Genomic DNA, 24,515 nt, shown 5'->3' with positions numbered 1-24,515 from the left:
CCGCCCGCCCGACGCTTCCCGATCGCACGCGCCTTCATCGAGTCTTCATCGACCCGGCCCGTCGGCCGTCGGCGCCGCGGAACCACGGTGGACTCGCATGGCGGATACCCCCGGGGGTATCGTCGTACCGCAGCCGACGACACGGCGCGCACCCACCCACCCCCAGCGACCCCCGGAGGCCCGCCCCATGCCCACCCCCGACACGACCCTCCTCGGCCGCCTGCGCCGGCTCCTCGGCCGCGGTGACGACGACGGCGGCCTGCCGACGACGGTCGACGCAGCCCGCGCGATCGAGCTGGTCCGTGACGGCGCGGCGCTGATCGACGTCCGCGAGCGCAGCGAGTGGAAGACGGGGCACGCGCCGCAGGCGGTCCACGCGCCGCTCGGCGAGCTCGACAAGGCGTCGCGCCGCCTGCGCGCCGAGACGCCCGTCGTCGTCATGTGCGCGTCCGGGATGCGCTCGCGCACCGCAGCCAAGCAGCTGCGCGCCGCGGGCTTCCAGGCGACGAGCCTCTCGGGCGGCATCGGCGCCTGGCAGGCCGCCGGCGGCACCGTCCGCCGCTGACCCGCACCCCACACCACCTACCCCCGCACCCCCACCCACACCCCCACCCGCACCCCACCCGCACCCCCGCTCCGTCGAGATCAGGGTTCGCGTCGGCGAGTCGCGCGACTCGCCGACGCGAACTCTTACCTCGACCAGGGGGGACCCGAGACCCCGCGCGGAATACCGCCGCCAGCCGTACGTTGTATACCCCGGAGGGTATTCAACGACCGAGAGGAACCCATGGCCACCACCACCCTGACCGGCGCGACGTTCATGCAGACCGTCGAGGAGAACGACATCGTCCTCGTCGACTTCTGGGCCGCGTGGTGCGGCCCGTGCCGCATGTTCGCGCCCGTGTTCGAGAAGGCGTCCGAGATGCACCCCGACGTCGTCTTCGGCAAGGTCGACACCGAGGCCGAGCAGGCCCTGTCCGCGCAGGCCGGCATCTCGTCCATCCCGACCCTCATGGTCTTCCGCGAGGGCGTCATGGTCTACAACGAGCCGGGTGCGCTGCCCGCGCAGGCCCTCGAGCAGATCATCACCGCGGTCAAGGAGCTCGACATGGACGACGTCCGCCGCCAGATCGCCGAGCACGAGACGCAGCACGCGGGGCACTGACACCACCCGACGCACGCCACGGAAGGACCGACCATGACGTACGGCATCTCGACCACCGTCGACCGACCCTTCGAGGCGACCCTCGCCGCGGTGCGTGAGGCGCTCGGGACGCAGGGCTTCGGCGTCCTCACCGAGTTCGACCTCGCCGCGACGCTCAAGGCGAAGCTCGACGTGGACGTCGCTCCTCAGGTCGTGCTCGGGGCCTGCAACCCGCCGCTCGCGCACCGCGCCCTCCAGGCGGAGGCGAGCATCGGGCTGCTGCTGCCCTGCAACGTCGTCGTGCGCGCGCTGGACGACGGGCGCACGATCGTGGAGGCGCTCGACCCGGACGTCATGGTCGGCGTCACCGGCAACGACGGGCTCGCCGGCGTCGCGCAGGACGCCGGCACCCGGCTCCGCGCCGCGCTCGACCAGCTCACCGCGCACTGACGCACCACCCGTCGACGACGCAGGGAGGCAGACGATGAGCGAGCAGCACCCGCAGGCGACGACCGCGACACCCGGTGACCGGGTCCGCGCGCACACCGACGACGAGGTCCAGGCGGAGATCGACCGCACGGCGGCCGACCGCGTGGCCCACCTCGCCGGCGCCCCCCGCGCCGACCTGGACGAGCACCTCGCGCAGCTGGACCGCGAGTGGGACGTCGAGCGCGCCCTCGAGGTGAACGCCTCGACGCTCATCCTGGTGTCGACCCTCACGGCGGCGGTCCGGACGCGCAGCTGGTGGCTCGTCCCGCCGGCCGTCGTCGCCGGCTTCCTCCTCCAGCACGGCCTCCAGGGCTGGTGCCCGCCGCTGCCGGTGCTGCGCCGGCTCGGCTTCCGCACGCAGCGCGAGATCGACGCCGAGCGCACGCAGCTCCGCCTGCTCCGCGGCGACCTCCGCTCGCCGTCCGACGTCCCGACGGCCTGACGGCTTGACGGTCCTGCAGGACCCGACGCCCCGCCACCGTGCGCGCCCCCGGCGCGCGCACGGGGCGTCCCGGGCGGACGATGACGGCATGACGCACGGACCGACCGACTGGGTGAGCGGCGAGCGCGTGTTCGGACCGCCCGGCGGGACGCTCGACGTCGACTGGCTCGTGCCCGCCGTCCTCGAGGGCGTGCCGACCGCGACACCCGACCAGGCGCGCGCCGCCCTCGCGGCGGCGTGGGACGCGGCGCAGGGCGGTCCTGCCCCGCAGGCGTCCGAGGTACAGCGGCGCGCGGACGCCGTCGTGCGCGAGGCGGTCGAGGGCTACCGCCCGTAGCGGCTCCACGGCCCGCGGTCCCCCGCGGGCGTCACGCGAGCCCGTGCGCCACGGCGCTGCGTCGCTCCTGCTCGCGCCACTGGCCGAAGCGCGGCAGGTAGCGGTCCCAGTCGACCGCGTGCGCGTCCATCTCCGGGCCGTCGATGCACGCGTGCCGCCGCTCCCGGACGCCGTCGACGACGACGGGGACCATGCACGCGCCGCACATGCCCGTCCCGTCGACCATGACGGAGTTGAGGCTCGCGACGCACGGGGCGCCGTACCGCCGGGTCAGGTCGGCGACCGCACGCATCATGCGCGGCGGGCCGACCGTGACGACCTCGGCCACACGACGCCCCGAGCCGGTCCGAGCGGCCTCGAGGACGCCCTCGAGCGGGCCGGTCACGGGTCCGGCGACCCCCGCGCTCCCGTCGTCGGTCGCCCACACGACGTCGAACCGGCCCGGGGCACCCGCACCGAGCAGCGCGACGCGCTCGTCGGGCCGGTCCCAGAACACGTGCGCGGCGTCGCGGAACCCCGCGACGAGCGTGACGTGGTTGCCAGCCCGCAGGTGCTCGCGCGCGATGGGGTACGCGGGCGGCAGCCCGAGCCCGCCCGCGACGAGCACGACCGTCGTGTCGTCGTCGTGCCGCTCCACGCGGCTCGGGCACCCGAGCGGGCCGGCGACGCCCGCGAGCGCCGCGCCGACCGCCGTCGCGACGAGTCCCGCCGTGCTCGTGCCCACGCCCTGCACGACGAGGGTCACCGTCCCGGCCGTCGCGTCCCAGTCGGCGAGCGTCAGCGGGACGAGCTCGCCGTCGGGCTGCGGAAGGACCCGCACGAACTGCCCCGCCCGCGCCGCCCGCGCCACGAGCGGTGCCCGCACCTCGAGCTCGACGATGCCGGGCGCGAGGTCGGTGCGCGCGACCAGGGTCGGCGCGACGGACGCGAGGTCGGTGAACCGCCGCGCCGACGCGACCGCGCGCCGCACCGCGTCCGCGTCGAGGTCCACAGCGGCGGCGATCTCGCGCGCCGCGGCCCGCCCGTCCCCCGCGGCGTTGATCGCCGTCGACCCGCCGCGGGTCGCGTCGCCCCCGCTGTAGACGCCGGGCAGCGTCGTCTCCTGCGACCCCGCGCGGTCGAGGTCGATCGTGCCGTGACGCGACGTGTGCAGCCGCGGCTCGGAGCCCGTGAGCACCGGGTTGGCGGCGTTGCCGAGCGCCATGACGACGAGGTCCGCGGCGACCGTCTCGGTGCGGCCGGTCGGGACGGGACGACGACGGCCGGACGCGTCGGGCTCGCCGAGCTCCATGACGTCGAGCGTCGCCGCGGTCACGCGCCCCGTGGCCGGGTCGCCCACGAGCTCCGTCGGCGACCTCAGCGGCAGCAGCCGGACGCCCTCCTCGAGCGCGTGCTCGAGCTCCTCGACTCGTGCGGGCATCTCGGCGCGCGTGCGCCGGTACACGACCGTCACGTCGCCGCCCATGCGGCGCGCGGTGCGGGCGGCGTCCATCGCGGTGTTCCCGCCGCCGACGACGAGCACGTGCCGGCCGGCGACGTCGGGCACGGGTGTCTCGTGCCCGTCCCGCAGCCCCTGCATGAGGTTGACCCGCGTGAGCAGCTCGTTCGCGGACATGACGTCGAGCAGGTCCTCCCCCGGGATCCCCATGAAGCGCGGCAGGCCCGCACCCGTCCCGACGAACACGCGCCAGAACCCCGCGTCACGCAGCCCCTGCACGGTCACGGTCCGCCCGACGACGACGTCCTGCACGAACCGCCCGCCGAGCAGCCGGATCCGCTCGACGACGTCGTCGACCAGGTCCTTCGGCAGCCGGAACTCGGGGATGCCGTACCGCAGCACGCCGCCGAGCGCCGGGAACGCCTCGAGCACCGTCACGGGGAACCCGGCGGCCGCGAGCAGGTAGGCGTTGATCAGCCCCGACGGGCCCGAGCCGACTATGGCGACCGGCGGCCGGGTCGCGACCACCCACGGGTCGGGTGCGCCCGCGAGCGTCCGCGCGGCACGTCCAGGGTCGACGACGCGCGCCCGGTCGGGCAGGTAGCGCTCGACCTGACCCACCGACATCGGCGTCTTGAGCAGGCACACGCCCTGGCACTGCTTCTCCTGCGGGCACACGCGGCCCGTCACGCCGGGCAGCGGGTTGCACTCCTCGAGGAGGCCGAGCGCGTCGTCGAACCGGCCCGTGCCGACCAGCTCCAGCACCTCGGGGATGCGGACGCGCACGGGGCAGCCCCCGGTGCGCTCGTCGGTGCCCGCGACGAGCGCACCCAGCTCGCACGGCCGCTCGGCGCACTGCTTGTCGCGCAGCACCTCGAGCCAGACGAGAAGGTCCACCTCGGCGAGCGTGAACCCCTGCCCGAGGTACCCGAGGAAGCCCTGGTCGACGACGCCGAAGTCCGCCGACCGGTCCTCGGCGGCGCGGACGTACGGCGGGATGCGGCGCGCCGCGGGCCAGCCCTCCGACAGCCCCGCGAGCATCGGGTACCGGTCGGACAGGTGCCGGTCGACGCCGCGCACGAACAGCCGCTTCTTCCCCAGCGGCAGGTCCCACAGGAACCGCATGAGCACCGTGCTCGCGTCGTCCTGCCGCAGCAGACCCGCCCACAGCGCCCGGACGAACGCCTCGCTCAGCTCGGGCTGGTGGAACTCCCACGCGACGGCGTGCATCCCGTCCGCGACGAACAGGTCGCGGAACGCCCCGGGCTCCGCGGCGAGGCGCCGTCGGACGAGCTCGGCCTGGGACTCCGTCGCCGTGCTCATCGGGGTGCTCATCGGATGATCTCCGCATCGCACGTCGCCTTCACGCGCGCGATCCGCCGCGCCACGTCGGGCGTGACCTCGAGGTGGTCGAGCGCCCCGGGACGCAGGCGCGCGACCGAGCGCACCTCGCCGTCGACGACGGCGGTGACGCGCTCGAAGAGCTGCGGGAGCTCCTGGTAGCACGTGCCGCAGTCGTTGCACAGGGCCTGGTCCGCGGGGTCCAGCCGGATCGGCGCCTCGTCGACGGCGACCGCCGGCGCCGGGGCGACGAGCCCGTCGGGCGAACCGACCCCGCCCGCGTGCAGGGCGGGGCCGACGGTGGCACCGCCGGGGACGAGGCCCGGCACGACGCCGGACACCCCGCCGGACACCCCGCCCGACACCCCGCCCGACGCCGTGGGCGCACCGCTCGCGACGGCGAGGTCCGCCATGACGCGCGCCATGTCGTCGAGGGACGTCTCACGCAGGCGGGCGGCCTCCTCGTAGCGCGCGGTGAGCGCGTCGACCTCCTCGCGGTGACGCGCGGTGAGCGCGACGACGTGCCGGCCCGCGAGGTGCTGCAGCAGGTGCCAGTGCCGACGCCGGTCCTCGACGAGCGCGACGACCTGCGGCGAGCACGCGACCCGGACGAGGTGCCGCTCGGCGTCGGTCGCGAGCACGACGGGGACGCGACCCTCGCGCGCCTCGGCGGTCAGCTCGACGTACTCCTCGACCGGGACCGCCGCGTCGGCCTCGTCGGCGCGCAGCGGGCGGAACTGCTTGCGGAACCGCCCCTCACCGAGGGCGAAGTGCGCGGGCGTGAGGGTCGTCGTGAGCACCTGCGGCGCGCCCGCGTCGTCGACGTACGCGAGCGTCGTCGTCGTCCACGTGCTGTCGACGTCGGGGTTGCCGTCGAGCGAGAGGCGCTCGGCGAGCGTCTCGCCCTGGCGCGGGTCGTGCACGAGGACCGGGCTCATCCGGCTCTCGACCGCGAGCCGGGACCGCGCGTGGGACTGGTCCTCGGCGACGCCGTTCTCGGTGCCGCACGGCGTGTAGACGTCCATCACGGCGGGTCCGGGGTGCTCGATCATCCGCAGGGCGGTGCGCAGGAAGTGACCGTGCAGCGCCGTCGCGGTGACGCACGCGAAGACGTCGGGGTGCAGCGCGGCGAGCAGCGCGAGCTCCTTGCGGCGCTCGGACTTGCCGAGGTGCGCGCGCCCCACCCGCGCGAGGTCGGCGTCCTGGCCCGTGAAGCTCGCCGTCGACGCCTGGCCGCCCGTGTTCGAGTAGGCGCCCGTGTCGAGCACCAGCATCTTGACCGGCGTGCCGCCGGTGAGGACGCGCGACATCGCGCCGAAGCCGATGTCGTAGCTCGCGCCGTCGCCACCGACGGTGAGGACGGTCGGCAGCAGCCCGAGCTCGTCGTCGGTGAAGTCGCGCCACGAGAGCGTGCGCAGCGCCGGGCCGTGCACCGCGGGGTCGTACGCGTCGTCGAGCTCGAGGCGCGCCTCGCGCAGCGCGCGCACCTCGGGGACGACGTGCGCCGCGATCCCCTCGAAGAGCCCCGCGGCGAGCGGCTGCGCGTCCTGGAACAGGCTGTTGACCCACGGGTCGAGGTACGGCGTGAACGGCAGCGTCGACGCGTAGACGCTGCTGCAGCCGGTCGAGTTGGCGACCACGGTGGGCGCCGGCCCGTGGCCCGTCGGCCCGCCCTCGTCGAGGTACAGGCGGCGCTCGAGCTCGGCCGTCACCGCGGCGAGGTGCGCGCGCCGCTCGTCGTCGTCCGCGAGCGCGTCCCGCTTGGCGGCGAGGCGCGTCAGGAGGTCGGTGAGCTCGTGCGTGCGCGCGACGCGGCGCTGGTCGCCCAGCGCGCGGCTCAGCGACGTGACGAGCCGGATCGCGGTGACCTCGCCGCACCCGCGGCACGCGCCGTGCCCGCCCGTGGTCGCGTAGTAGCACGTGTGGTCGAGGACGACGCGCTTGAGGTCGCCGTCGGACGTCGTCGCGCCGTCGAGGAACCTGCGCGGCGTGTTCGGCAGGTGCGTCATGGTCTCGAAGCGGTCCTCGAGCATCGTGAGGAGGTCGGGCATCTGGTCCTGCGCGCCGAGCGCACCCGGGCCGCACACCTCGACGCACTGCAGGCAGCCCGTGCACTTCCACGGGTCGACCGTCGCGGCGAACAGCCCGCCCGTGCCCGGCGTCGTCCGCTCGGGGGCGTCGAAGAAGGGACGCGTGCGCGCGACGGGGTACGCCGCGACCGCCCCGACGACGGCACCGACGAGCCGGGCGGTGGTGGGCGACGGCGCGTCGAGCACGGACGCCGCGTCCGCGACGACGTCGGCGAACGGCCGCTCGGTCCGGTCACCGCGGTACAGCTCGCGCACGCGCGCGGACCACGTCGGCACCTGGGCGCGCAGCGCGTCGCGCTGCGGCTCGGTCGCGTCGACCCGCGCGATCGCGGTGAGCAGGAGGTCGTGGACCTCGTGCACCGTGTTCGGGATCGCGACGTCGGGGCAGACGAGCGCGCACTCGAGGCAGCCCGTGCAGCTCGTCGGGTCGAACACCGGCACGGTCCGCCGGAACACGCCCTTGTCGCGCGCGGCCCCCGTGCCGACGGGCATGAACATCCCGGTCCCGGGCAGGACCGGCGCCTCGCCGATCGTCCCCTCGCGGAACGGGCGCCCGACGACGTCGTCGAAGTACCCCGGGTCGAACAGCGCGCTCGGGCGCGGGTCGGCCACCGCCGGGCACATCGACGCCGACAACGCAGCGGTCCGCGTGCGCGGCCGCGCCGGCTCGGACTCGACCGCGAGGAACGCCGGGTCGTCGTACTCGACGGGGACCGTCGCGGCGGCGCCGTCGCGGATCACGGCCGTGTTCGCCTCGACGACCGCGTCGCCCTTCGCGCCGAACTTCGCGACGATCCGCTCGCGCACCCGCTCGAGGACCACCTCGGGGCTCGCGCCACCGGACACCCGGTCGACGTGACCGACGACGGCGCCGATGAACGCCATCCCCATCATGCGCGTCTCGAGCTCGGGCGTGGGGGCGTGCCGCGTCGCGACGGCGAACGCGTCGACGACGAGGAAGCGGATCCGGCGCTCGCGGATGGTCCGTCGCGCGTACGCCGGCAGGTCGCGCCAGACGGCGAGCGGCGGCAGGTCCGACTGGAGCAGGAACGTGCCGCCCGGGACCAGGCCCTTGAGCGGGTTCGTGTGGACGAACGCCTTGTGGTCCGGCGAGACGACGACCTCGACGTCCTCGAGCTCGGCGTTGGTCAGCAGGACCGGCTCGGGGCTCAGCGTGATCGAGAAGCTCGTCGGCGCACCGCTCTTCTCCGACCCGTACTTCGGCGCGGCCTTCGGGTGCATGCCGAGCAGCCCGGAGAGCAGCTGCGTGAGCAGCTTGCCGGTCGCGACCGTGCCGTAGCCGCCCACGGAGTGGAACCGCACGCGCAACGCCGACGGCGGCAGGAGCGGCGGGTTGGGCTCGGTCGTGAGCGCCATCGCCTCCGTCTCCGGGTAGGCGTCGCGCAGGCGCTCCTGGAGCTCGGCGACGTGCGGCGGCGGGTCGGTCGAGAAGAGCTGCGAGCCGAGGTAGAGGAGCGGCGGGGTCCCGCCCGCGGCCATGCGGCGGACCATCGCGATCGTGTGCCGCGGCTGGAGGTCGTGCCCGCCGAGCCCGAAGATCGCCGTCGTCAGGCGCGGGGAGAGGTGCGCGCGGAAGAGCGCCTGCGTGACGAGCCGCGTGAGCGCGGTGTCCTCCGAGCGCTCGAGCACCGTGACGGCGGTCGCACCGCGCAGCGCCTCGACCACCTCGTCCTCGGGGAACGGCTGGAGGAGCTTCACGGACACGACGCGCACGCGCAGGCCCCGGGCCTCGAGGTGGGGCAGCACCGCGCGGACGTCGTCGGTCACGGAGCCCATGCCGACGACGGCGAGGTCGGCGTCGTCGGGACCGTAGGTGCGGACGGGCGCGTAGGTGCGGCCGGTGAGCGCGGTGTACTCGGCCATCGCCTGCCGGACGAGCCGCGGGACCTCGCTCGCGAAGTGCGTGCGGTGGTCGACGGCACCGGCCTGGAAGTCCGGCTGGTTCTGCACGGGACCCGTGACGCCCGGGTCGTGGACGTCGACGAGCGCGGGCACGAGCTGGCGGGTCCCCTTGCGCCACGCCCCGCGCCACTGGCGACGCCAGGGCCCCCGGAGCTCCTCGGGCAGCCAGCGGCCCGTGTCGTCGGCCAGGGCGCCGTCGTCGTCGGCCTCGACCGCGTCGGCCGCAGCCGCGAGGTGCCCGCGGAGCGCGGAGAGGTCGGCGGGCGGGACGTCGTCGGCGTGCCGGTCGAGGAACCGCTCGAGCTGGAACACGCGGCCGCGCGCGCCGAGCAGGACCTCCTGCGCGACGGTCGGCGCCGGGATGCGGCCCGCGGGGTCACCCAGGTACTCCTTGAGCAGCTCGGGCTCGGGCAGGCGCACCTCGCTCATGACGTGGCTCGTCGCGAACCCGTCCATGGCGTTGGCGACGGGCACGAGCGACAGCGACGACGTGCGGTACGCGATCGCGGCGAGGTCGGCGGCCTCCTGCGGGTCGGAGCCGAAGAGGATCGTGTAGCCGGCCGGCAGGAGCGCGTACACGTCGTCGTGCCCGGCCATCACGTTGAGCGAGTGCCGCGACACGACGCGCGCCGCGACCTGCAGGACGAAGCCGCCGATCTTCTTGCCGACCGTGACGACGTGCGACTCCATCGCGTAGAGCACGCCCTGGCTCGACGACGCGTTGGACACGAAGTGCCCGCCGGTCAGCGCCGCACCGAGCGCGCCGCTCTGCGCGGAGTGCTCACCCTCGGCCTCGACGAAGAACGGGTGGCGGCCCCACACGTTCAGGGCGCCCTCGGCGCGCGCGGCCTCGAACAGCTCGGCGATCTCGGTCGACGGCGTGATCGGGTAGCCGATGACACCTCCGCAGACCTGCGTCATGACGTGCGCGACGGCGCCGTTGCCGTGCACGACGGTCGGCACGCCCGGGTAGCGCGGTGGGGCGGCTCCGGGCGCCGGTGCGGACGGCTCCGGCGCGTGCGCCGGGTCGTTGGTCAGGACCTGCGCGCGCTGTGTCATCGCCGACCTCGTCATCGCGACCACGCCCCCGAGGGACACCTGCAGGCTAGGTCCGCGATCGGCGTCGGGGATGCGGCTTTGGTCCCGGTTCGGGCGGGCTGGGGTGCGGCCGGACCCCGACGAACGACGAAGGACCCGGCCCCACGGGGTCCGGGTCCTTCGGCTCGACGTCCGTGGACGTCGGGTGGCGGTAGCGGTGGGATTTGAACCCACGGTGGACTTTCACCCACACACGCTTTCGAGGCGTGCTCCTTAGGCCGCTCGGACACGCTACCTCGCCCGTGAGGATAGCCGGTCGGCACGCCGCGCTCCCAATCGGGCAGCGCAGGGGCCCCGGTGACCCTCGTCACCGGACCCCCGCAGGGCCCGGCGACCTCCAGGATCGGGACGTACCGTGACCCGGTGACCGCCCCCTCCTCGCGTCCTCCCGCGGCGCCACCGACGGTCACCCCGCGCACGATCACCCCGCGCTTCGACCCGCCGTCGACCCCCGCCCTGGAGCTCGACGAGGGCCTTCCCGCCGCCGTGGAGCTGCTGCGCGGACGGCGGGTCGCCGTCATCACGGGTGCGGGCGTCTCGACCGACTCGGGCATCCCGGACTACCGCGGGCCGGACTCCCCGCCCCGTCGGCCGATGACCTACCAGCAGTTCGTGTCGGACCCCGACTTCCGCCGCACGTACTGGGCGCGCAACCACGTCGGCTGGCGGTACGTGCACCGCACGCAGCCCAACGCCGGGCACCGGGCGCTCGCGCGGCTCGAGCACGCGGGCGTCGTCGTCGGCGTCGTCACGCAGAACGTCGACCGGCTGCACCACCTGGCGGGGAGCCGGCGCGTCATCGACCTGCACGGCACCTACGCCGACGTGGTGTGCCTCGACTGCGGGCACCGGGTCACGCGGGACACGCTCGCGCAGCGGCTCGAGGCGCTCAACCCGGGCTTCGTCGAGGCGGTCGGCGCGGTCGCCGACGTCGAGATCGCGCCCGACGCCGACGCGGTCATCGAGTCGACGCAGGGCTTCGTCGTGGCCGACTGCGACGTGTGCGGCGGGATGCTCAAGCCCGAGATCGTCTACTTCGGCGAGTCCGTGCCGCGCGAGCGGGTCGACCGGGCGTTCGCGCTGGTCGACGACGCCGACGCGCTCCTCGTCGCCGGGTCGTCGCTCGCGGTCATGTCGGGCTTCCGGTTCGTCCGGCACGTCGCCCGGTCCGGCCGACCCGTCGTCGTCGTCAACCGCGGCGCGACGCGTGGGGACGCGCTCGCGACGCTGCGGGTCCACGCGGGCACGTCCGAGACGCTCACCGCGCTCGCCGACGCCCTCGCGCCGGCCTGACGCGACCGGTCAGCCGGGGAACCCGAAGCAGGGGAAGAACTCCTCGACCCCGGGGCGAGGCACCTCGATGCAGTGCGACCGCGTCGCTCAGTCGTCGGCGTTGCGCAGCAGGAACTCCATGTCGGGGTCCCGGCCCATCGCGGGGTCCGCGGGCGGCCCGACGACCTGGGTCGCGACGGTGTCCGCGATCTCGACACGCTCAGGGAGCTGCGTGAAGTCGCGGGTCTCGGGGTCCCTGCCCACGCGGTCGTCCATCGCGGTCTCCACTCGGCTGGTCCCTGGCCTGCTCGCGCCGTGCTCGCGCCCGTGCTCGTGCCCTGCTCGTGCCCTGCTCGTGCCCACCGTAGGCCCGGTGCGGTGCTCGCGTCACCGGTCGCCGGACCGCCCTGCACCGGCCTCGGCCATCACCTCGACGCGGTTCCCGGCGGCGTCCACGGCGTGGAACCGCTCGTACCCCGGGAAGGTGTGCCTCTCCGTGGTGTCCACGACGAAGCCGAGGTCGCGCAGCCGCCGCGCGATGTCCTCGAGCTCCTGGACGTGGTCCACGACCAGTGCCGGGTGGGCGCGGCGCCCGGGTGTGGCGGGCACGTCGACGCCGACGTGGATCTCGGCCGCGACGACGCGGCCACCCGCACGGTCGTCGGCATACGACCGGAACCAGCAGCCGCCCCGACCCGCGAGCAGTGGCGGCTTGTCGACCTCGACCATCCCGAGCCCCTCGCCGTAGAAGCGGCGGGCGTCGTCCTCACCGCCGCGCGGGCAGCCAACCTGGACGTGGTGCAGACGCATGCGCCGGAGCGTCCGGTGCCGAGCGCGACGACGTCAAGCCCGCCCCTGCGCTGACGCCCCCCAGCCGGTTCACTGGGGCGGTGACCTTCGCGCCGATGCCCGACCAGCTCGCGACCGAGCGGTTCCTCCTCACGCGCGAGCGCGCGACGGACGCCGACTGGCTTGCCGAGCTCTTCACGACGCGCGGCACGGGTGTCGTGACGCCCGCGATGGCGCAGGAACGCATCGCGGGGATGCACGCCCTCACGCGCGACCACGGGATCGGCGCGTACGTCCTGCGGCCGCGCGACGGCGGACCTCCCGCGGGGTACGCCGCGATCGTCGTCGGGCGCGGGACCGTGGAGGAGCCCGAGCTCGCGTACGAGCTCCTCCCCGAGGCGCGCGGCCGCGGCTACGCGACCGAGGCGGCCCGCTGCGTGCTCGGCGCGGCGTTCGCGACGGGCCGCGAGCGCATCTGGGCGACCGTCCGGACGTGGAACACGCCGTCGCTGCGCGTGCTCGAGAAGCTGGGCGGCTTCCGCGTCGACCGCGAGACCACGGACGACGACGGGGTCGTGCGGTGGCACGTCCGCGAGGAGCGCACCGTCAGCCCGTGATCGCGGCGCCCAGCAGCGAGAGCCCGCCCACGCCCGCGAGCGCGAGCACCATGGCGCGCACGACGGCGGGGCCGATCCGGCGGACGAACGGCCAGGCGAGCCCGCCGCCGACGACGAGGCCGACGCCCGCGCCGACGAGCGGCGCACCGCCCGCCGAGGGCAGGCCGATCACCGCGAGCGTGACGACGTTGAGCGGCAGCGAGTACGCCTGCATCGTCGCGGTGCTGACGCGCGGCGACCACGACCGGTGCGCGACGAACAGCGCGATGGGCGGCCCGCTGGTCCCGGCGAGGACGTTGAGGACGCCGCTCGCTGCACCGGCCGCGACCGGCCCCGCCGGGCCCTCGACCCACGCCGCGCGCAGGCCAGACGCGAGCAGCGCCACGCCGGCGAGGACCGCGACCCCCGCGGCGCCCGTGACCCACGCGGTACCCATGCGCCCCGTGACGAACGCGGCGGGTGCCACGAGCAGGGCGGCCGGGACGAGGAGCCGCAGCGTGTCGCCCCACCGGACCGAGGACCACGTCGCCGCGAGCAGCACGGCGTTGAGCAGCAGCCCGAGCGCGATCGTGAGTCGGACGCCCTCGGTCGGCCCGAGCACGAGCACCAGGAAGGGTCCCGCGAGCATCGCGAAGCCCATGCCGCTGAGCACCTGCGCCCCGGACGCGGCGGCCACGCCGACCGCCACGAGCACGGCCGGGCCGAGGATCTCCGTCGTCACGCCGCGCAGTCTCCCAGGCCGACCTCCGGACCCGGCCCGGCGGCGGGCAGGCGAGCCGGGCCGGTCGGGTGACGACCGGGCCTCGGGTCAGCCGTCGACGACGGGCAGCTCCAGCGGCAGCCCGAACCGCGTGAACAGCTCCTTGTCGAACCACACCGTCACCGCGGCCACGCCGTCGGGCGTGACCTCGAGGTGCTGGAGCTGGAAGGCACGGTGCACGCCGTCCACCTTGTCCCGCATGTAGAGCGCCAGGACCGGCGCCCCGTTGGCCGACGTGGCCAGAAACCGCTGGTCGCCCGCGGCCTCGGCCGGGCAGTGCCGGCGGATGAGCGCGCCCACGTCCTCCGCGCCGCGGTACCACTCCTCGAACGGCGGCATCTGCCACGTCACGTCCGCCGCGAGCAGCGAGACGATCCGGTCGACGTCGTACTCCTCGAACGCCTTGACGTACTCGGCGAGGAGCGTGCGCAGGCGCGGGTCGTCGTCGGGCAGGGTGGGCACCGCGTCGGCGTCGAGCGACGCGAGGTGCGCGCGGGCGCGCTGGAGCGCGCTGTTGACCGAGGCGACGGTCGTGCCCAGGGTCGCCGCGACCTCCGACGCCTGCCAGCACAGGACGTCCCGGAGGACGAGCACGGCGCGCTGCTGCGCGGTGAGGTGCTGGAGCGCCGCGACGAAGGCGAGGCGGACGCTGTCGCGCGACGTCGCGACGTCGCCCGGGTCGGGCGGCGCCTCGCCCCACACGACCCGGTCGGGCAGCGGCTCGAGCCACGGCACGTCGTCCCGCGTGCGGAGCTCGGCGTTCGGGTTGCCGGGAGGGGCGCCGAGCCCGGTCGGCAGGGGGCGCCGCGACCGGCCCTCGAGCGCCGTGAGGCACGCGTTGGTCGCGATGCGGTACATCCACGTCCGCACCGACGAACGTGCCTCGAAGCGGTCGAACGACCGCCATGCGCGCAGGTAGGTCTCCTGCACGAGGTCCTCGGCGTCCTGGAGCGAACCCATCATCCGGTAGCAGTGGGCGACGAGCTCACGACGCAGGGGCTGGACCAGCTCTTGAAACGTGGTCTCGGTCACAGTCGTGGTCACCCGGCGACCGTACTCCCGCGCACCGACACGGCGGGAGGGCCGGACCCGAAGACGCCCCTGACCTGCGGCGGGGCCGGCCACCGATGAGTTCCGGCGCGCCGCCGGGTCGGTACGGACGAGAGCACGAGCCGGGACCGCCCGGCCCCGACCCCGAGGAGACCACCCGTGGAGCGCATGATCTTCGTCAACCTGCCGGTCCGTGACCTGCAGGAGTCCCTCGCCTTCTACACCGGGCTCGGCTTCACGGTGAACGAGCAGTACTCCGACGAGAACGCCGCGTGCATCGTCGTGTCCGACACGATCTGCGTGATGCTCCTCGTCCACGCGCGCTTCGCCGACTTCCTCGTCGGCACCCAGATCACCGACGCGCGCACCCACACGCAGGTGCTCAACGCCCTCACCGCGTCGAGCCGTGACGAGGTCGACCGGTTCGTGGAGAACGCGGTTGCGCACGGCGGGAAGGCGCGCACGCCCATCCGTGAGGGCGGCATGTACGGCCACAGCGTGACCGACCCCGACGGCCACGTCTGGGAGATCTTCCACATGGCCGACCCCACCGCGAACTGACCCGCACCGTCCGCACACCCCGGTCCGCCCGGACCGGCCACACCACCCCTTGCCGACCGTCCGGCCGGCGACCCACCCGAGGAGTCCCGATGACGACGTTCGCCCCGTGCCTCTGGTTCGACGACCAGGCCGAGCAGGCCGCCGAGCTCTACTGCTCGCTCTTCCCCAACTCGCGCATCGTGAGCACGGTCCGCTACCCCGAGGGCACCCCGGGCCAGGCGGGCAGCGTGATGCTCGTGACCTTCGAGATCGACGGTTTCCAGGTCCAGGCGCTCAACGGCGGGCCGAGCTTCACGTTCAGCCCGGCCGTCTCGCTGGTCGCGACGGTCGCCGACCAGGAGGAGCTCGACCGCGTCTGGGACGGCCTCCTCGCCGACGGCGGCGAGCCGTCGCAGTGCGGCTGGCTCACGGACCGGTTCGGCTTCTCGTGGCAGGTCGTCCCGCAGGGGATGGAGGAGATGGCTTCCGACCCGGAGCGCTACGGACGCGCGATGCGCGCCGTGATGGGCATGGTCAAGCTCGACATCGCCGCGATCGAGGCCGCGGCCGACGGGCGCGTGCCGGCCTGACGGCGGCGCACGGCCGGAGCGGCGGCGGGGCGCTCAGTCGCCCCCGCCGCCGTCTCCCCCGTCACCGTCCCCCCAGCCGCCCGTCCCTCCCTCACCGCTCGAGTCACCCCTCTGGCGCGCGTCGAGGGCGGCACCCAGCGCGAGGCCGACCGCGATCCCCATCGCCATGAACGCCACGTTGTCGAGCGCGACCCCCAGCGCCGCGCCGACGCCGACGCCCACCGCGAGCCCGGCGCCGATCGGTGCACCCGCCTGCTGACTGCCTCGTCCACCCATGCCCTCGACGGTAGGGGCGGCGCCGTCGCGGCGGATCGGCCGCCCGACGGAACCTCCGGCTCCGCCCCGAGGACCACCCGCGCGGCGTCACCACCGTCCGTGTGCCTCCGCGTGCGGCGATGTGCCACCCGGGCGGGACCCGGGCCACGATGGGGCGGTGACCGAGCACACGCCGAGCGACGAGCTGTCCGCGGACGACCACCTCCGGGGCGGAGCACCGGTCCGGGACGACGGCGGGACGCCGCCCCCGCCGGACTGGAACCCGCGGGGGCCGCGGGTCCGGCGCGACCCCGTCGCGGCGTACGACGAGCTGCGGTCCCGGTGTCCCGTCGCGCACGGCCCGGACGGCGCGTGGACCGTCTTCTCGCACCACGACGTCATGGCCGTCGCGCTCGACCACACGACGTACTCCAACGCGGTGTCGCGCCACCTGCAGGTCCCCAACGGCATGGACGGCGCCGAGCACTCCGCGTACCGCGCCGTCGTCGACCGGTACTTCACGCCCGAGCGGGTGCGCGCGGCCGAGCCCGTGATCCGTCGCGTCGCGACCGAGCTCGTGGCCGCGGTCGACGTGCCCGGGCCGGTCGACGCCGTCACCGTGGGCGCGCGCTTCGCGGTCCGGGCGCAGAGCGCGTGGCTGGGCTGGCCGACGTCGCTCGAGGAGGAGCTGCTCGACTGGGTCGAGGACAACCGGTCCGCGACCCGCTCGCGCGACCGCGCTCGCACCGCCGCCGTCGCGCAGCGCTTCACCGCGATCATCCGGTCCCTCACGGACGCGCGCCGTGACGCGGGCGACGACGCCCCCGACGACGTGACGACCGAGCTGGTGCGCGACCGCGTCGACGGCCGGCCGCTCACGGACGAGGAGATCGTGTCGGTCCTGCGCAACTGGACCGGCGGCGACCTCGCGTCGATGGCCCTGTGCGCCGGCGTCGTGCTCACCTACCTCGCGGACCACCCGGACCTCCAGGCGCGGTTGCGCGCCGGCGTCCCGGACCGCGAGCTCGACCGCGTGCTCGACGAGATCCTGCGGATCGACGACCCCTTCGTCAGCAACCGCCGCATCGCGACCGAGCCCGTCACGCTCGGCGGGCGGCACGTCGCCGCGGGCGACCAGGTCATCGTCAACTGGACCGCCGCGAACCGGGACCCGCGCGTCTTCGGCGACCCGGACGCGTTCGACCCCGAGGCGAACGCGCCGTACAACCTGGTCTGGGGCATCGGGAAGCACGTCTGCCCGGGCCGACCGCTCGCGACGCTCGAGCTGCGTGCGCTCACGCGCGCGGTCCTCGCGGCGACGACCGCGGTCGAGCCCGACCCGGACCGTCCCCGCGAGCGCGAGCGTCCGCCCGCGGGCGGCTTCGTCTCCGCGCCCCTGCTGCTGCGCTGAGCCGGGCGTCGGCCGCCCCGCACGCGCGGCCGGGCTACGCCTCGCGCCGCTCGCCGAAGAAGTCCGTCAGCAGCGTCGCGCACTCGTCCTCGAGCACGCCGCCGACCACCTCGACGCGGTGGTTGAGGCGCCGGTCGCGCACGAGGTCGTGCACCGAGCCCGTCGCACCCGCCTTCGGGTCCCACGCCCCGAGCACCAGCCGCGGGATCCGCGCGAGCACGATCGCACCCGCGCACATCGCGCACGGCTCGAGCGTGACGACGAGCGTGCAGTCGTCGAGCCGCCACCGCCCGAGCGCCCGGGCCGCGTCGCGCAGCGCGAGCACCTCGGCGTGCGCGGTGGGGTCTGCCGTGGCCTCGCGCGCGTTGTGCCCCCGCCCGACGACGGCGCCGCCCGGCCCGACGACGACGGCGCCGACGGGCACGTCCTCGGTCGCGAGCGCGAGGCGCCCCTCGGCGATCGCCTCACGCATGAGGCGGGCGTCGTCCTCGCGCACGCGGTCCTCCAGGTCGTCGGGTGGGTCGCGCCCACGATCGCAGACCGCGAGCGGTCCGGGCGCCCGCCGTCGCGTGCCCGCCGCCTACGCGCTCGGCGGCGCGTGCCGACGCATCTCGGCCGCGAGCGCGGGGTTGCGCGCCTCGAGGTGCGCCGTGACGGTCTCGCGCACGTCGGCGGGCTTGTTCTGGCTGAGCTTGGCGCGCGCGTCGAACCGGTCGACCCGGATCCGCAGGCCGACGGTCCCCTTCGCGACGCGCCGGGTCCCGGCCTCGTCGTCGGCGAGCGAGCGACCGTGCGGGTGGTGCTGCTCGAAGTGGTCGGTCAGACGCGACAGGACGGCGTAGTTCTCCTCCTCGTCGAGGATCTCCGGCGTCCCGTACAGGTGCGCGGTCACGTGGTTCCAGGTCGGGATGACGTCGCCCGGCGCGTACCAGCTGGGCGACACGTAGTCGTGCGGTCCCTGGACAATGACGAGCACCTCGTGGCGGCCGAGCTCGTGCAGCTCGTCGTCGGGCCGACCGACGTGGCTGAGCACCACGATGCCCTCGGCCTCCTCGTCGAGCAGGACGGGGTAGTGCGAGGCGACCAGGCCGTTCGCCGTCGCGCTGACGAACGTCGCCCACGGGTGCTCGCGGACGAGCCGCTTGACCTCCTCCGGGTCCGTCATCAGGTACCGCGGCGTGTGACGCATCGGGCGCTCCTCGTGTCCGGCGCCGCGTTCGGGCGACCTCGACCAGGCTGCCACGACGCGGGCCGGGCGCGCCGACGACGTGCACGCGTCTCGTCAGCGCCACACGAGCAGTCGCAGGATGATCTCGCCCTCGGGGTCGAGGTCGCCCCGCGGCACGAACCCGAGGCGCGCGTAGAAGCCGGCCGGGCTCCCGTCTCCCGGGACGTGGCTCGTGAGGAGCTCGGTCCCGCCGTGCTCGCGCACGATCTCGACGACCTGGCGCACGACCTCCCGCCCGTAGCCGCGTCCCTGGGACCTGTGGTCGACGAGGAGCTTCCACAGGAACCAGGGACCGTTGATGTCGGGCGGCCGCGGGGCGACGTCCCAGCTGAGCATGACGAACCCGACCGGGTCGTCGTCGTCGTACACGGCGCGGTACCAGGGGTTGCCCTCGGGGTGGTCGGCCGCCTCGTCGAGCGAGTCCTCGACGGACGTGACGAAGCGCTCCTGGTCCGGCGTCGTGCGCAGCGCGAGGACCGCCGCGCGGTTGTCGTCGGTGATCTCCCGCAGGGTGACCGTCACGCCGTCACGGTAGGTCGCCGTCCGCCGCCTCGACCACCCTTTGACTTCAAGTACTTGAAGTTCGTGCTCTCGGTGCCCGAGAGCCTCGATCCGGCCGCGGCCGCGCCGCTGCTGTGCGCGGGCATCACGACCTACGCGCCCCTCCGGAAGTGGGGCGCGGGGCCGGGCCGCACGGTCGCCGTCGTCGGGCTCGGCGGGCTCGGCCACATGGCCGTCAAGATCGCCCACGCGCTGGGCGCCGAGGTCACCGTCCTGTCGCAGTCGCTCAAGAAGCAGGAGGACGGGCTGCGCCTCGGGGCTGACCACTACTTCGCGACGTCGGACCCCACGACGTTCGAGCGCCTCGCCGGCACCTTCGACCTCGTCGTCAACACCGTGAGCGCGCCGATCGACGTCGACGCGCACCTCGGCCTGCTGGCGGTGGACGGCACGCTCGTCAACGTCGGCGCCCCCGCCGAGCCGCTCAGCCTCAACGTGTTCTCGCTGATCGGCGGGCGCCGGTCGTACGCGGGCTCGATGATCGGCGGCATCGCGACGACGCAGGAGATGCTCGACTTCTGCGCCGAGCACGGCATCGGCGCAGAAGTCGAGGTCATCCCGGCCGACCGGATCAACGAGGCGTACGAGCGCGTGCTCGCCTCGGACGTGCGCTACCGGTTCGTGATCGACGCCTCGACGTTCGCGTGAGCCGGACGGTGCGGGGTCGCTGAGGCGGCCCCGCACCGTGGGTCGTCGGCACCGTGGGCACCGGCAGTGCCGTGGGCCCCGTGGGACCGGGCGCGCCCCGACCCCTCGTGCGGTGTCGGCGCCCCGCAGTAGCGTCCGGCCATGGCGGCTGACCCGATCGACCCGGCGGCCCTCACCTGGCTGCTCGACACCGACCCCGCCCTGCGCTGGCAGGTCGAGCGCGACCTCGCGGACGCGCCCGAGGACGTCTGGCGCGCGACACGGGCGCGCGTCGCGACCGAAGGCTTCGGCGCCCGCCTGCTGGCGCTGCAGGACGACGACGGCCAGTGGGCGGGCGGCGCGTACTTCCCCGTCGGGTTCACGGGTCCCGAGCCCGCCGACGGCGACGGCCAGCCGTGGACGGCGACCACGTGGTCGCTCAACGACCTGCGCGAGTGGGGCGTCGACGCGTCGGTCCTCGGCGACACGGCCGAGCGACTCGCACGGAGCAGCCGCTGGGAGTACGACGACCTGCCCTACTGGGACGGCGAGGTCGACGCGTGCATCAACGCGTACACACTCGCCAACGGCGCCTGGCTCGGCGCCGACGTGTCGGGGCTGGGCCGCTGGTTCGTCGAGCACCGCCAGCCCGACGGCGGGTGGAACTGCGAGTGGGTCGAGGGGTCGACGCGCTCGTCGTTCCACTCGACCCTCAACGCCGTCCGCGGCCTGCTCTGGCACGAGGTGGCGACCGGCGGGTCGGACGAGCTGCGCGCGGCGCGGCACGCGGGCGAGGAGTACCTGCTCGAGCGCCGTCTGCTGCACCGCCTGTCCACCGGCGATCTCGTCGGCCCGTGGGCCACGCACCTGGCGTACCCGTTCCGCTGGGTGTACAGCGCCCTCAAGGCGCTCGACCACCTGCGCGCGGCCTCGCTGCACGACGGGACACCCCCGGACCCGCGCTGCGCCGAGGCGGTCGAGTCGGTCCGCGCAGCCCGGCGCCCGGACGGCACATGGGTCCAGGAGCGACGTCACGCCGGACGGGCGTGGTTCGAGGTCGACGTCCCGCCCGGTGAGCCGTCGCCGTGGCTCACCTTCCACGCGGCGCGCGTCCTGCGCTGGTGGGACGACGCGGCGTAGGGCCCGGTCCGGCACGCCGCCCAGCCGGTACCGTGCAGCCATGCGCCTGCACGTCGCCGACCACCCGCTCGTCGCCCACAAGCTCACCGTGCTGCGGGACGTCCGCACGCAGTCGCCGACCTTCCGGCTGCTGGTCGACGAGCTCGTGACGCTCCTCGCGTACGAGGCCACGCGCGACGTGCACACCGTGCCCGTCGAGATCGACACCCCGGTCGCCCGGACGACCGGCACGCACCTCGCGGACCCGCGCCCGCTCGTCGTCCCGATCCTGCGCGCAGGACTGGGGATGCTCGAGGGCATGACGCGCCTGCTCCCGACGGCCGAGGTCGGCTTCCTCGGGCTCCAGCGCGACGAGGAGACGCTGCAGGCCATCACGTACGCGAACCGGCTCCCCGAGGACCTCTCGGGCCGCCAGTGCTTCGTCCTCGACCCGATGCTCGCGACCGGCGGCACGCTCGTGGCGAGCATCGACTACCTGTTCGAGCGCGGCGCGCGCGACGTCACGTGCATCTGCCTGCTGGCAGCGCCCGAGGGCCTCAAGGTCGTCGAGGACCACGTGGGCGACCGTGCCGACGTGACCGTCGTCGTCGCCGCCGTCGACGAGCGCCTCAACGAGAAGGCGTACATCGTCCCGGGCCTCGGCGACGCGGGCGACCGCCTCTACGGCCTGGTCTGACCCCGGCGGGTCACGGCGCCGCCCGGCCGTCCAGGGGCGCCGTCGGACCCGGGGGCACCGCCGCGCCCCCGTAGACTCGCGGCCATGGTCAAGGCGGTCGTCCCTGCTCGCGGGATGCGAGACATCCTCCCCAAGGACAAGGCGAAGCGGGACGCGATCCTCGACACGATCCGCGCGACCTACCGCCGCAACGGGTTCACCGAGATCGAGACGCCGGCCATCGAGCCGCTCTCCCGCCTGCGGTCCAACCAGGGTGGCGAGAACGAGTCGATGCTCTTCGAGATCCTGCGCCGCGGTCTCGACCCCAAGGAACCCGTCGCACCCGCGGACGCGACGGACCTCGCCCTCCGCTACGACCTGACGGTCCCCCTCACGCGCTTCTACGCGTCGCACGCCGCGGAGCTGCCCAGCGTGTTCCGGTCGCTGCAGATCGGGTCCGTCTGGCGTGCCGAGCGCCCGCAGAAGGGTCGCTTCCGCCAGTTCACGCAGTGCGACATCGACGTGATCGGCGAGGCGGGGATCCTCGCCGAGGTCGACCTGCTGGTCTCGACGCTCCAGGCCTTCGACGCGCTCGGCATGGGCGACGACGTGACGCTCCTGGTGAACGACCGACGCGTCCTGCAGGACCTGCTCGAGGCCGCGGGCGTCGAGGCGGCGTCGGTCCCCGAGACGCTCATCGCGCTCGACAAGCTCGACAAGATCGGCCCCGACGGCGTCGCGGCCGAGGTCTCGCGCAAGGGCCTCGCCGACGACGACGTCGTGCGCCGCCTGCTCGACACGATCACGGCCCTGCAGGACCAGGCGGGCCCCGAGGACGCGCCGCTGCGGACCGGTCGGGTCGACGTCGGCGGGACCGAGGTCGGCCTGTACGACCTGCCTGCCATCGTCGCGGCCGTCGTGGCGGTCCTGCCCGACGCGCGCGTGGCGTTCGACGCGTCGCTCGTGCGCGGCATGGGCTACTACACGGGCCCGATCTTCGAGATCCGCCACACCGCCGGCTCGGGCTCGGTCGCGGGCGGCGGCCGGTACGACGCCGTCGTCGGCAAGTGGCTCGGCCGCGACGTCCCGGCGTGCGGGTTCTCGATCGGGTTCGAGCGGATCATCGACCTGCTGCCCGACCCGGTCGCCGCGGCCCGCCGGATCGCCCTCCTGCACGGCGACGCCGACCCCGCCGAGCTGCTGCGCCTGCGCGAGGGCCTCCAGGCCGACGGCGCGTCGGTCACGCTCGTCCGGCCGCCGCGCAAGGTGAGCGGGACGTTCTTCGACGGGCTCGTGGCCCAGGGCTTCACCCACGTAGCGGACGCGCGGCCGGGGCAGGACCCGCACGCGCTCCGCGAGCTCTCGCGTCCCTGAGGACGGTTTCGGGAGTCGACGTCCCCGAGCCGTGCCCGATGCGTGGGTCCTGACTGTCGTCGGGCTCACGCGTGCCGACCGCTGGACCTGCGGATACCGTGATCACAACCCCGGGTGACGACGGTCAGCGCAGGTCAGCGCTCCGTCCGAGTGAATCTCGTCTCAGATGGCGAGATTCCGCGGCATTCACAGTTGGCGATCTCCACCCCGACGGTCACACTCTCACTATGACTGCTGTCCCGGTGACTGTGACTGACGCCCCGGCGTCAGCGGTGCCGCGGCAGCGCCCTGACGAGCGCCCCGGCCTGGTCGTGCACGTGGCCGCGGCGCCCGGGTCCGGCGAGGCCGGCCGCGAGGCCCTCGTCGAGCTCGCGGCCCGGATCGACCGGCTCGTCGCCGACGCCGGGCCGCTCGTCACCGCCCGACCGCTCCTCGCGGTCTCCCCGTCGAGCCGCGTCCGCGGCGCCGTCGCCCGCCTGGGCGCTGAGATCTCGTCCGTGCACGCCTCGATGACCGCCCTCGAGCGGGCCGGCGCCGTGTGGGGCCAGACGCCGGCCGTGGTCGACGACGAGTCGGCGCCGGCCGTCGTCGTCGACACGGTGGCCCGCGACGTGACGGTCGACGGAGAGTCCGTCGCGTTGACCTTCAAGGAGTTCGCCCTCCTCGAGTACCTCCTGCGCCGGCCCAACCGGGCCGTGGACCGCGCGGAGCTGCTGCACGAGGTGTGGCACAAGAACGTGACGGCAGGCACGACACGGACCATCGACGTCCACGTGCGGCGACTGCGGGAGAAGCTGGGGGGCTGCCTGCGGATCGTCACCGTCCGGGGTGTGGGGTACCGATGGGACCTCACACCCGACATCGTCCTCGTCGGCTCGGGGGATGCCGACTGAGGACGCGTGCTGCCGGGCCGCGTGAGGCCAGGGGGGCTCCGCTCCGCGGCCCGGCAGTGCCTCCCCCACCCACCCCCTCGTCGAGATGAGGGTTCGCGTCGGCGAGTCGCGCGACTCGCAGACACGAAGGCTGATCTCGGCGGAGCGCTGAGGCCGCCGCGTGGCGGGCCCAAGATGTGGGATGCGGGCGACTCGACACGCCCACATGTTGTGGTCACCTGCCCGACGAGCCACTAGGGTCGTGCTCGCCGACGGTTCACCCGGGTCGCCCCGGGTGAGGCAAGAGGGAACCCGGTGGGAATCCGGGACTGCCCCGCAGCGGTGAGTGGGAACGACAGCCGTCATGAAGCACTGGGCCTCGGCCCGGGAAGCGACGGCCGGTAGGACGCCGCACGCGAGAGCGTGCGGAGTGCCCACGAGTCCGAAGACCTGCCGTCGGTACGCGCACCGC

The 24,515-nt window shown here is 74.7% G+C and carries 24 protein-coding genes, 1 tRNA gene, 1 pseudogene and 1 riboswitch; of the genes and pseudogenes, 15 read left to right on the top strand and 11 right to left on the bottom strand.

What is annotated here, in order from left to right:
• The first annotated feature begins 187 nt into the window (after window positions 1–187).
• From IEV86_RS10405 to IEV86_RS10385, 5 genes are all read left to right on the top strand, one after another.
• Window positions 188–565 carry a rhodanese-like domain-containing protein gene (locus IEV86_RS10405; RefSeq protein WP_188484660.1) on the top strand — a complete coding sequence of 126 codons (378 nt, stop codon included), beginning with the start codon at window positions 188–190 and terminating at the stop codon, window positions 563–565.
• A gap of 222 nt (window positions 566–787) precedes the next feature.
• A complete protein-coding gene (trxA, locus tag IEV86_RS10400) occupies window positions 788–1,165 on the top strand; it encodes a thioredoxin (protein WP_043606736.1) in 378 nt (125 codons plus the stop codon).
• Window positions 1,166–1,198: 33 nt separating this feature from the next.
• Window positions 1,199–1,594 (top strand): DUF302 domain-containing protein, encoded by a 396-nt coding sequence (locus IEV86_RS10395; RefSeq protein ID WP_043606734.1) that lies wholly within the window; start codon window positions 1,199–1,201, stop codon window positions 1,592–1,594.
• A gap of 34 nt (window positions 1,595–1,628) precedes the next feature.
• Window positions 1,629–2,075 (top strand): YgaP family membrane protein, encoded by a 447-nt coding sequence (locus IEV86_RS10390; protein WP_043606731.1) that lies wholly within the window; start codon window positions 1,629–1,631, stop codon window positions 2,073–2,075.
• An 88-nt stretch (window positions 2,076–2,163) separates the two neighbouring features.
• A complete protein-coding gene (locus IEV86_RS10385) occupies window positions 2,164–2,412 on the top strand; it encodes a hypothetical protein (protein WP_043606729.1) in 249 nt (82 codons plus the stop codon).
• Between the two features lie 31 nt (window positions 2,413–2,443).
• On the opposite strand, the gene IEV86_RS10380 is transcribed toward IEV86_RS10385, so the two are convergent.
• From IEV86_RS10380 to IEV86_RS10370, 3 genes are all read right to left on the bottom strand, one after another.
• Window positions 2,444–5,185, bottom strand: a complete 2,742-nt coding sequence (locus IEV86_RS10380) for a sulfide/dihydroorotate dehydrogenase-like FAD/NAD-binding protein (protein WP_152605653.1) — start codon at window positions 5,183–5,185, stop codon at window positions 2,444–2,446.
• On the bottom strand, window positions 5,182–10,263 hold the full coding sequence (locus IEV86_RS10375; RefSeq protein ID WP_081978736.1) for a 2-oxoacid:acceptor oxidoreductase family protein: 5,082 nt from the start codon (window positions 10,261–10,263) through the stop codon (window positions 5,182–5,184). Before IEV86_RS10375 ends, IEV86_RS10380 begins: the two co-directional genes overlap by 4 nt.
• Before the next feature lie 185 nt (window positions 10,264–10,448).
• Window positions 10,449–10,538 (bottom strand) — tRNA-Ser (locus IEV86_RS10370).
• A 220-nt stretch (window positions 10,539–10,758) separates the two neighbouring features.
• Between IEV86_RS10370 and IEV86_RS10365 the strand changes: the two genes are divergently transcribed.
• A complete protein-coding gene (locus IEV86_RS10365) occupies window positions 10,759–11,595 on the top strand; it encodes an NAD-dependent protein deacetylase (protein ID WP_043606750.1) in 837 nt (278 codons plus the stop codon).
• An 87-nt stretch (window positions 11,596–11,682) separates the two neighbouring features.
• Here the strand turns inward: IEV86_RS10365 and IEV86_RS10360 are convergent, their stop codons facing one another.
• The gene (locus IEV86_RS10360) at window positions 11,683–11,850 is read right to left on the bottom strand and encodes a heme biosynthesis protein HemY (RefSeq protein ID WP_152605652.1); all 168 of its coding nucleotides are present in this window, start codon (window positions 11,848–11,850) and stop codon (window positions 11,683–11,685) included.
• A 111-nt stretch (window positions 11,851–11,961) separates the two neighbouring features.
• The gene (locus tag IEV86_RS10355; RefSeq protein WP_043606724.1) at window positions 11,962–12,384 is read right to left on the bottom strand and encodes a VOC family protein; all 423 of its coding nucleotides are present in this window, start codon (window positions 12,382–12,384) and stop codon (window positions 11,962–11,964) included.
• 80 nt (window positions 12,385–12,464) lie between these two features.
• On the opposite strand from IEV86_RS10355, the gene IEV86_RS10350 reads away from it, so the two are divergent.
• The gene (locus tag IEV86_RS10350) at window positions 12,465–12,980 is read left to right on the top strand and encodes a GNAT family N-acetyltransferase (protein ID WP_202595166.1); all 516 of its coding nucleotides are present in this window, start codon (window positions 12,465–12,467) and stop codon (window positions 12,978–12,980) included.
• On the opposite strand, the gene IEV86_RS10345 is transcribed toward IEV86_RS10350, so the two are convergent.
• Window positions 12,970–13,701: a TSUP family transporter gene (locus tag IEV86_RS10345; protein ID WP_052426218.1), complete on the bottom strand. Its 732-nt coding sequence runs from the start codon at window positions 13,699–13,701 to the stop codon at window positions 12,970–12,972. The genes IEV86_RS10350 and IEV86_RS10345 overlap by 11 nt on opposite strands.
• 87 nt (window positions 13,702–13,788) lie before the next feature.
• Window positions 13,789–14,784 carry a sigma-70 family RNA polymerase sigma factor gene (locus tag IEV86_RS10340; protein WP_052426217.1) on the bottom strand — a complete coding sequence of 332 codons (996 nt, stop codon included), beginning with the start codon at window positions 14,782–14,784 and terminating at the stop codon, window positions 13,789–13,791.
• 174 nt (window positions 14,785–14,958) lie between these two features.
• Here IEV86_RS10340 and IEV86_RS10335 point away from each other — a divergent pair, with 174 nt between their 5' ends.
• Together IEV86_RS10335 and IEV86_RS10330 are read left to right on the top strand one after the other, a co-directional pair.
• Window positions 14,959–15,351 (top strand): VOC family protein, encoded by a 393-nt coding sequence (locus IEV86_RS10335; protein ID WP_043606745.1) that lies wholly within the window; start codon window positions 14,959–14,961, stop codon window positions 15,349–15,351.
• 89 nt (window positions 15,352–15,440) lie between these two features.
• Window positions 15,441–15,920 carry a VOC family protein gene (locus IEV86_RS10330; protein ID WP_043606720.1) on the top strand — a complete coding sequence of 160 codons (480 nt, stop codon included), beginning with the start codon at window positions 15,441–15,443 and terminating at the stop codon, window positions 15,918–15,920.
• A 33-nt stretch (window positions 15,921–15,953) separates the two neighbouring features.
• Here the strand turns inward: IEV86_RS10330 and IEV86_RS10325 are convergent, their stop codons facing one another.
• Entirely contained in the window at window positions 15,954–16,196 is a 243-nt protein-coding gene (locus IEV86_RS10325; protein WP_043606718.1) for a hypothetical protein, read from the bottom strand.
• Window positions 16,197–16,353: 157 nt separating this feature from the next.
• On the opposite strand from IEV86_RS10325, the gene IEV86_RS10320 reads away from it, so the two are divergent.
• On the top strand, window positions 16,354–17,586 hold the full coding sequence (locus IEV86_RS10320; protein WP_043606716.1) for a cytochrome P450: 1,233 nt from the start codon (window positions 16,354–16,356) through the stop codon (window positions 17,584–17,586).
• Window positions 17,587–17,620: 34 nt separating this feature from the next.
• Here the strand turns inward: IEV86_RS10320 and tadA are convergent, their stop codons facing one another.
• From tadA to IEV86_RS10305, 3 genes are all read right to left on the bottom strand, one after another.
• Window positions 17,621–18,058 carry a tRNA adenosine(34) deaminase TadA gene (gene tadA / locus IEV86_RS10315; RefSeq protein ID WP_043606743.1) on the bottom strand — a complete coding sequence of 146 codons (438 nt, stop codon included), beginning with the start codon at window positions 18,056–18,058 and terminating at the stop codon, window positions 17,621–17,623.
• Between the two features lie 108 nt (window positions 18,059–18,166).
• A complete protein-coding gene (locus IEV86_RS10310; RefSeq protein WP_043606714.1) occupies window positions 18,167–18,775 on the bottom strand; it encodes an FMN-binding negative transcriptional regulator in 609 nt (202 codons plus the stop codon).
• Between the two features lie 93 nt (window positions 18,776–18,868).
• Entirely contained in the window at window positions 18,869–19,336 is a 468-nt protein-coding gene (locus IEV86_RS10305) for a GNAT family N-acetyltransferase (protein ID WP_043606712.1), read from the bottom strand.
• A 60-nt stretch (window positions 19,337–19,396) separates the two neighbouring features.
• Between IEV86_RS10305 and IEV86_RS10300 the strand changes: the two are divergent.
• The 5 genes and pseudogenes from IEV86_RS10300 to IEV86_RS10280 all read left to right on the top strand — a co-directional run.
• Window positions 19,397–20,023, top strand: a pseudogene (locus IEV86_RS10300) (NAD(P)-dependent alcohol dehydrogenase); the annotation flags it as partial.
• A gap of 141 nt (window positions 20,024–20,164) precedes the next feature.
• A complete protein-coding gene (locus tag IEV86_RS10295; protein ID WP_043606710.1) occupies window positions 20,165–21,142 on the top strand; it encodes a hypothetical protein in 978 nt (325 codons plus the stop codon).
• Window positions 21,143–21,182: 40 nt separating this feature from the next.
• Window positions 21,183–21,818 carry a uracil phosphoribosyltransferase gene (gene upp, locus IEV86_RS10290; RefSeq protein ID WP_043606708.1) on the top strand — a complete coding sequence of 212 codons (636 nt, stop codon included), beginning with the start codon at window positions 21,183–21,185 and terminating at the stop codon, window positions 21,816–21,818.
• A gap of 84 nt (window positions 21,819–21,902) precedes the next feature.
• The gene (locus IEV86_RS10285) at window positions 21,903–23,171 is read left to right on the top strand and encodes a histidine--tRNA ligase (protein WP_043606706.1); all 1,269 of its coding nucleotides are present in this window, start codon (window positions 21,903–21,905) and stop codon (window positions 23,169–23,171) included.
• A 227-nt stretch (window positions 23,172–23,398) separates the two neighbouring features.
• A complete protein-coding gene (locus IEV86_RS10280) occupies window positions 23,399–24,064 on the top strand; it encodes a winged helix-turn-helix domain-containing protein (protein ID WP_152605650.1) in 666 nt (221 codons plus the stop codon).
• 235 nt (window positions 24,065–24,299) lie between these two features.
• Window positions 24,300–24,515: riboswitch (cobalamin riboswitch) on the top strand.

Source organism: Cellulomonas carbonis, from assembly GCF_014636275.1.
In the GTDB taxonomy this organism is placed as follows: Bacteria; Actinomycetota; Actinomycetes; order Actinomycetales; family Cellulomonadaceae; genus Actinotalea; species Actinotalea carbonis.
This window is presented reverse-complemented; position numbering and strand designations above follow the sequence as displayed.

Coding starts and splice junctions, on each gene's coding strand:
- IEV86_RS10405 (WP_188484660.1), top strand. CDS start 188: ATGCCCACCCCCGACACGACCCTCCTCGGCCGCCTGCGCCGGCTCCTC.
- trxA (WP_043606736.1), top strand. CDS start 788: ATGGCCACCACCACCCTGACCGGCGCGACGTTCATGCAGACCGTCGAG.
- IEV86_RS10395 (WP_043606734.1), top strand. CDS start 1,199: ATGACGTACGGCATCTCGACCACCGTCGACCGACCCTTCGAGGCGACC.
- IEV86_RS10390 (WP_043606731.1), top strand. CDS start 1,629: ATGAGCGAGCAGCACCCGCAGGCGACGACCGCGACACCCGGTGACCGG.
- IEV86_RS10385 (WP_043606729.1), top strand. CDS start 2,164: ATGACGCACGGACCGACCGACTGGGTGAGCGGCGAGCGCGTGTTCGGA.
- IEV86_RS10380 (WP_152605653.1), bottom strand. CDS start 5,185: ATGAGCACCCCGATGAGCACGGCGACGGAGTCCCAGGCCGAGCTCGTC.
- IEV86_RS10375 (WP_081978736.1), bottom strand. CDS start 10,263: ATGACACAGCGCGCGCAGGTCCTGACCAACGACCCGGCGCACGCGCCG.
- IEV86_RS10360 (WP_152605652.1), bottom strand. CDS start 11,850: ATGGACGACCGCGTGGGCAGGGACCCCGAGACCCGCGACTTCACGCAG.
- IEV86_RS10355 (WP_043606724.1), bottom strand. CDS start 12,384: ATGCGTCTGCACCACGTCCAGGTTGGCTGCCCGCGCGGCGGTGAGGAC.
- IEV86_RS10335 (WP_043606745.1), top strand. CDS start 14,959: ATGATCTTCGTCAACCTGCCGGTCCGTGACCTGCAGGAGTCCCTCGCC.
- IEV86_RS10330 (WP_043606720.1), top strand. CDS start 15,441: ATGACGACGTTCGCCCCGTGCCTCTGGTTCGACGACCAGGCCGAGCAG.
- IEV86_RS10325 (WP_043606718.1), bottom strand. CDS start 16,196: ATGGGTGGACGAGGCAGTCAGCAGGCGGGTGCACCGATCGGCGCCGGG.
- tadA (WP_043606743.1), bottom strand. CDS start 18,058: ATGCGTGAGGCGATCGCCGAGGGGCGCCTCGCGCTCGCGACCGAGGAC.
- IEV86_RS10310 (WP_043606714.1), bottom strand. CDS start 18,775: ATGCGTCACACGCCGCGGTACCTGATGACGGACCCGGAGGAGGTCAAG.
- IEV86_RS10295 (WP_043606710.1), top strand. CDS start 20,165: ATGGCGGCTGACCCGATCGACCCGGCGGCCCTCACCTGGCTGCTCGAC.
- upp (WP_043606708.1), top strand. CDS start 21,183: ATGCGCCTGCACGTCGCCGACCACCCGCTCGTCGCCCACAAGCTCACC.
- IEV86_RS10285 (WP_043606706.1), top strand. CDS start 21,903: ATGGTCAAGGCGGTCGTCCCTGCTCGCGGGATGCGAGACATCCTCCCC.
- IEV86_RS10280 (WP_152605650.1), top strand. CDS start 23,399: ATGACTGCTGTCCCGGTGACTGTGACTGACGCCCCGGCGTCAGCGGTG.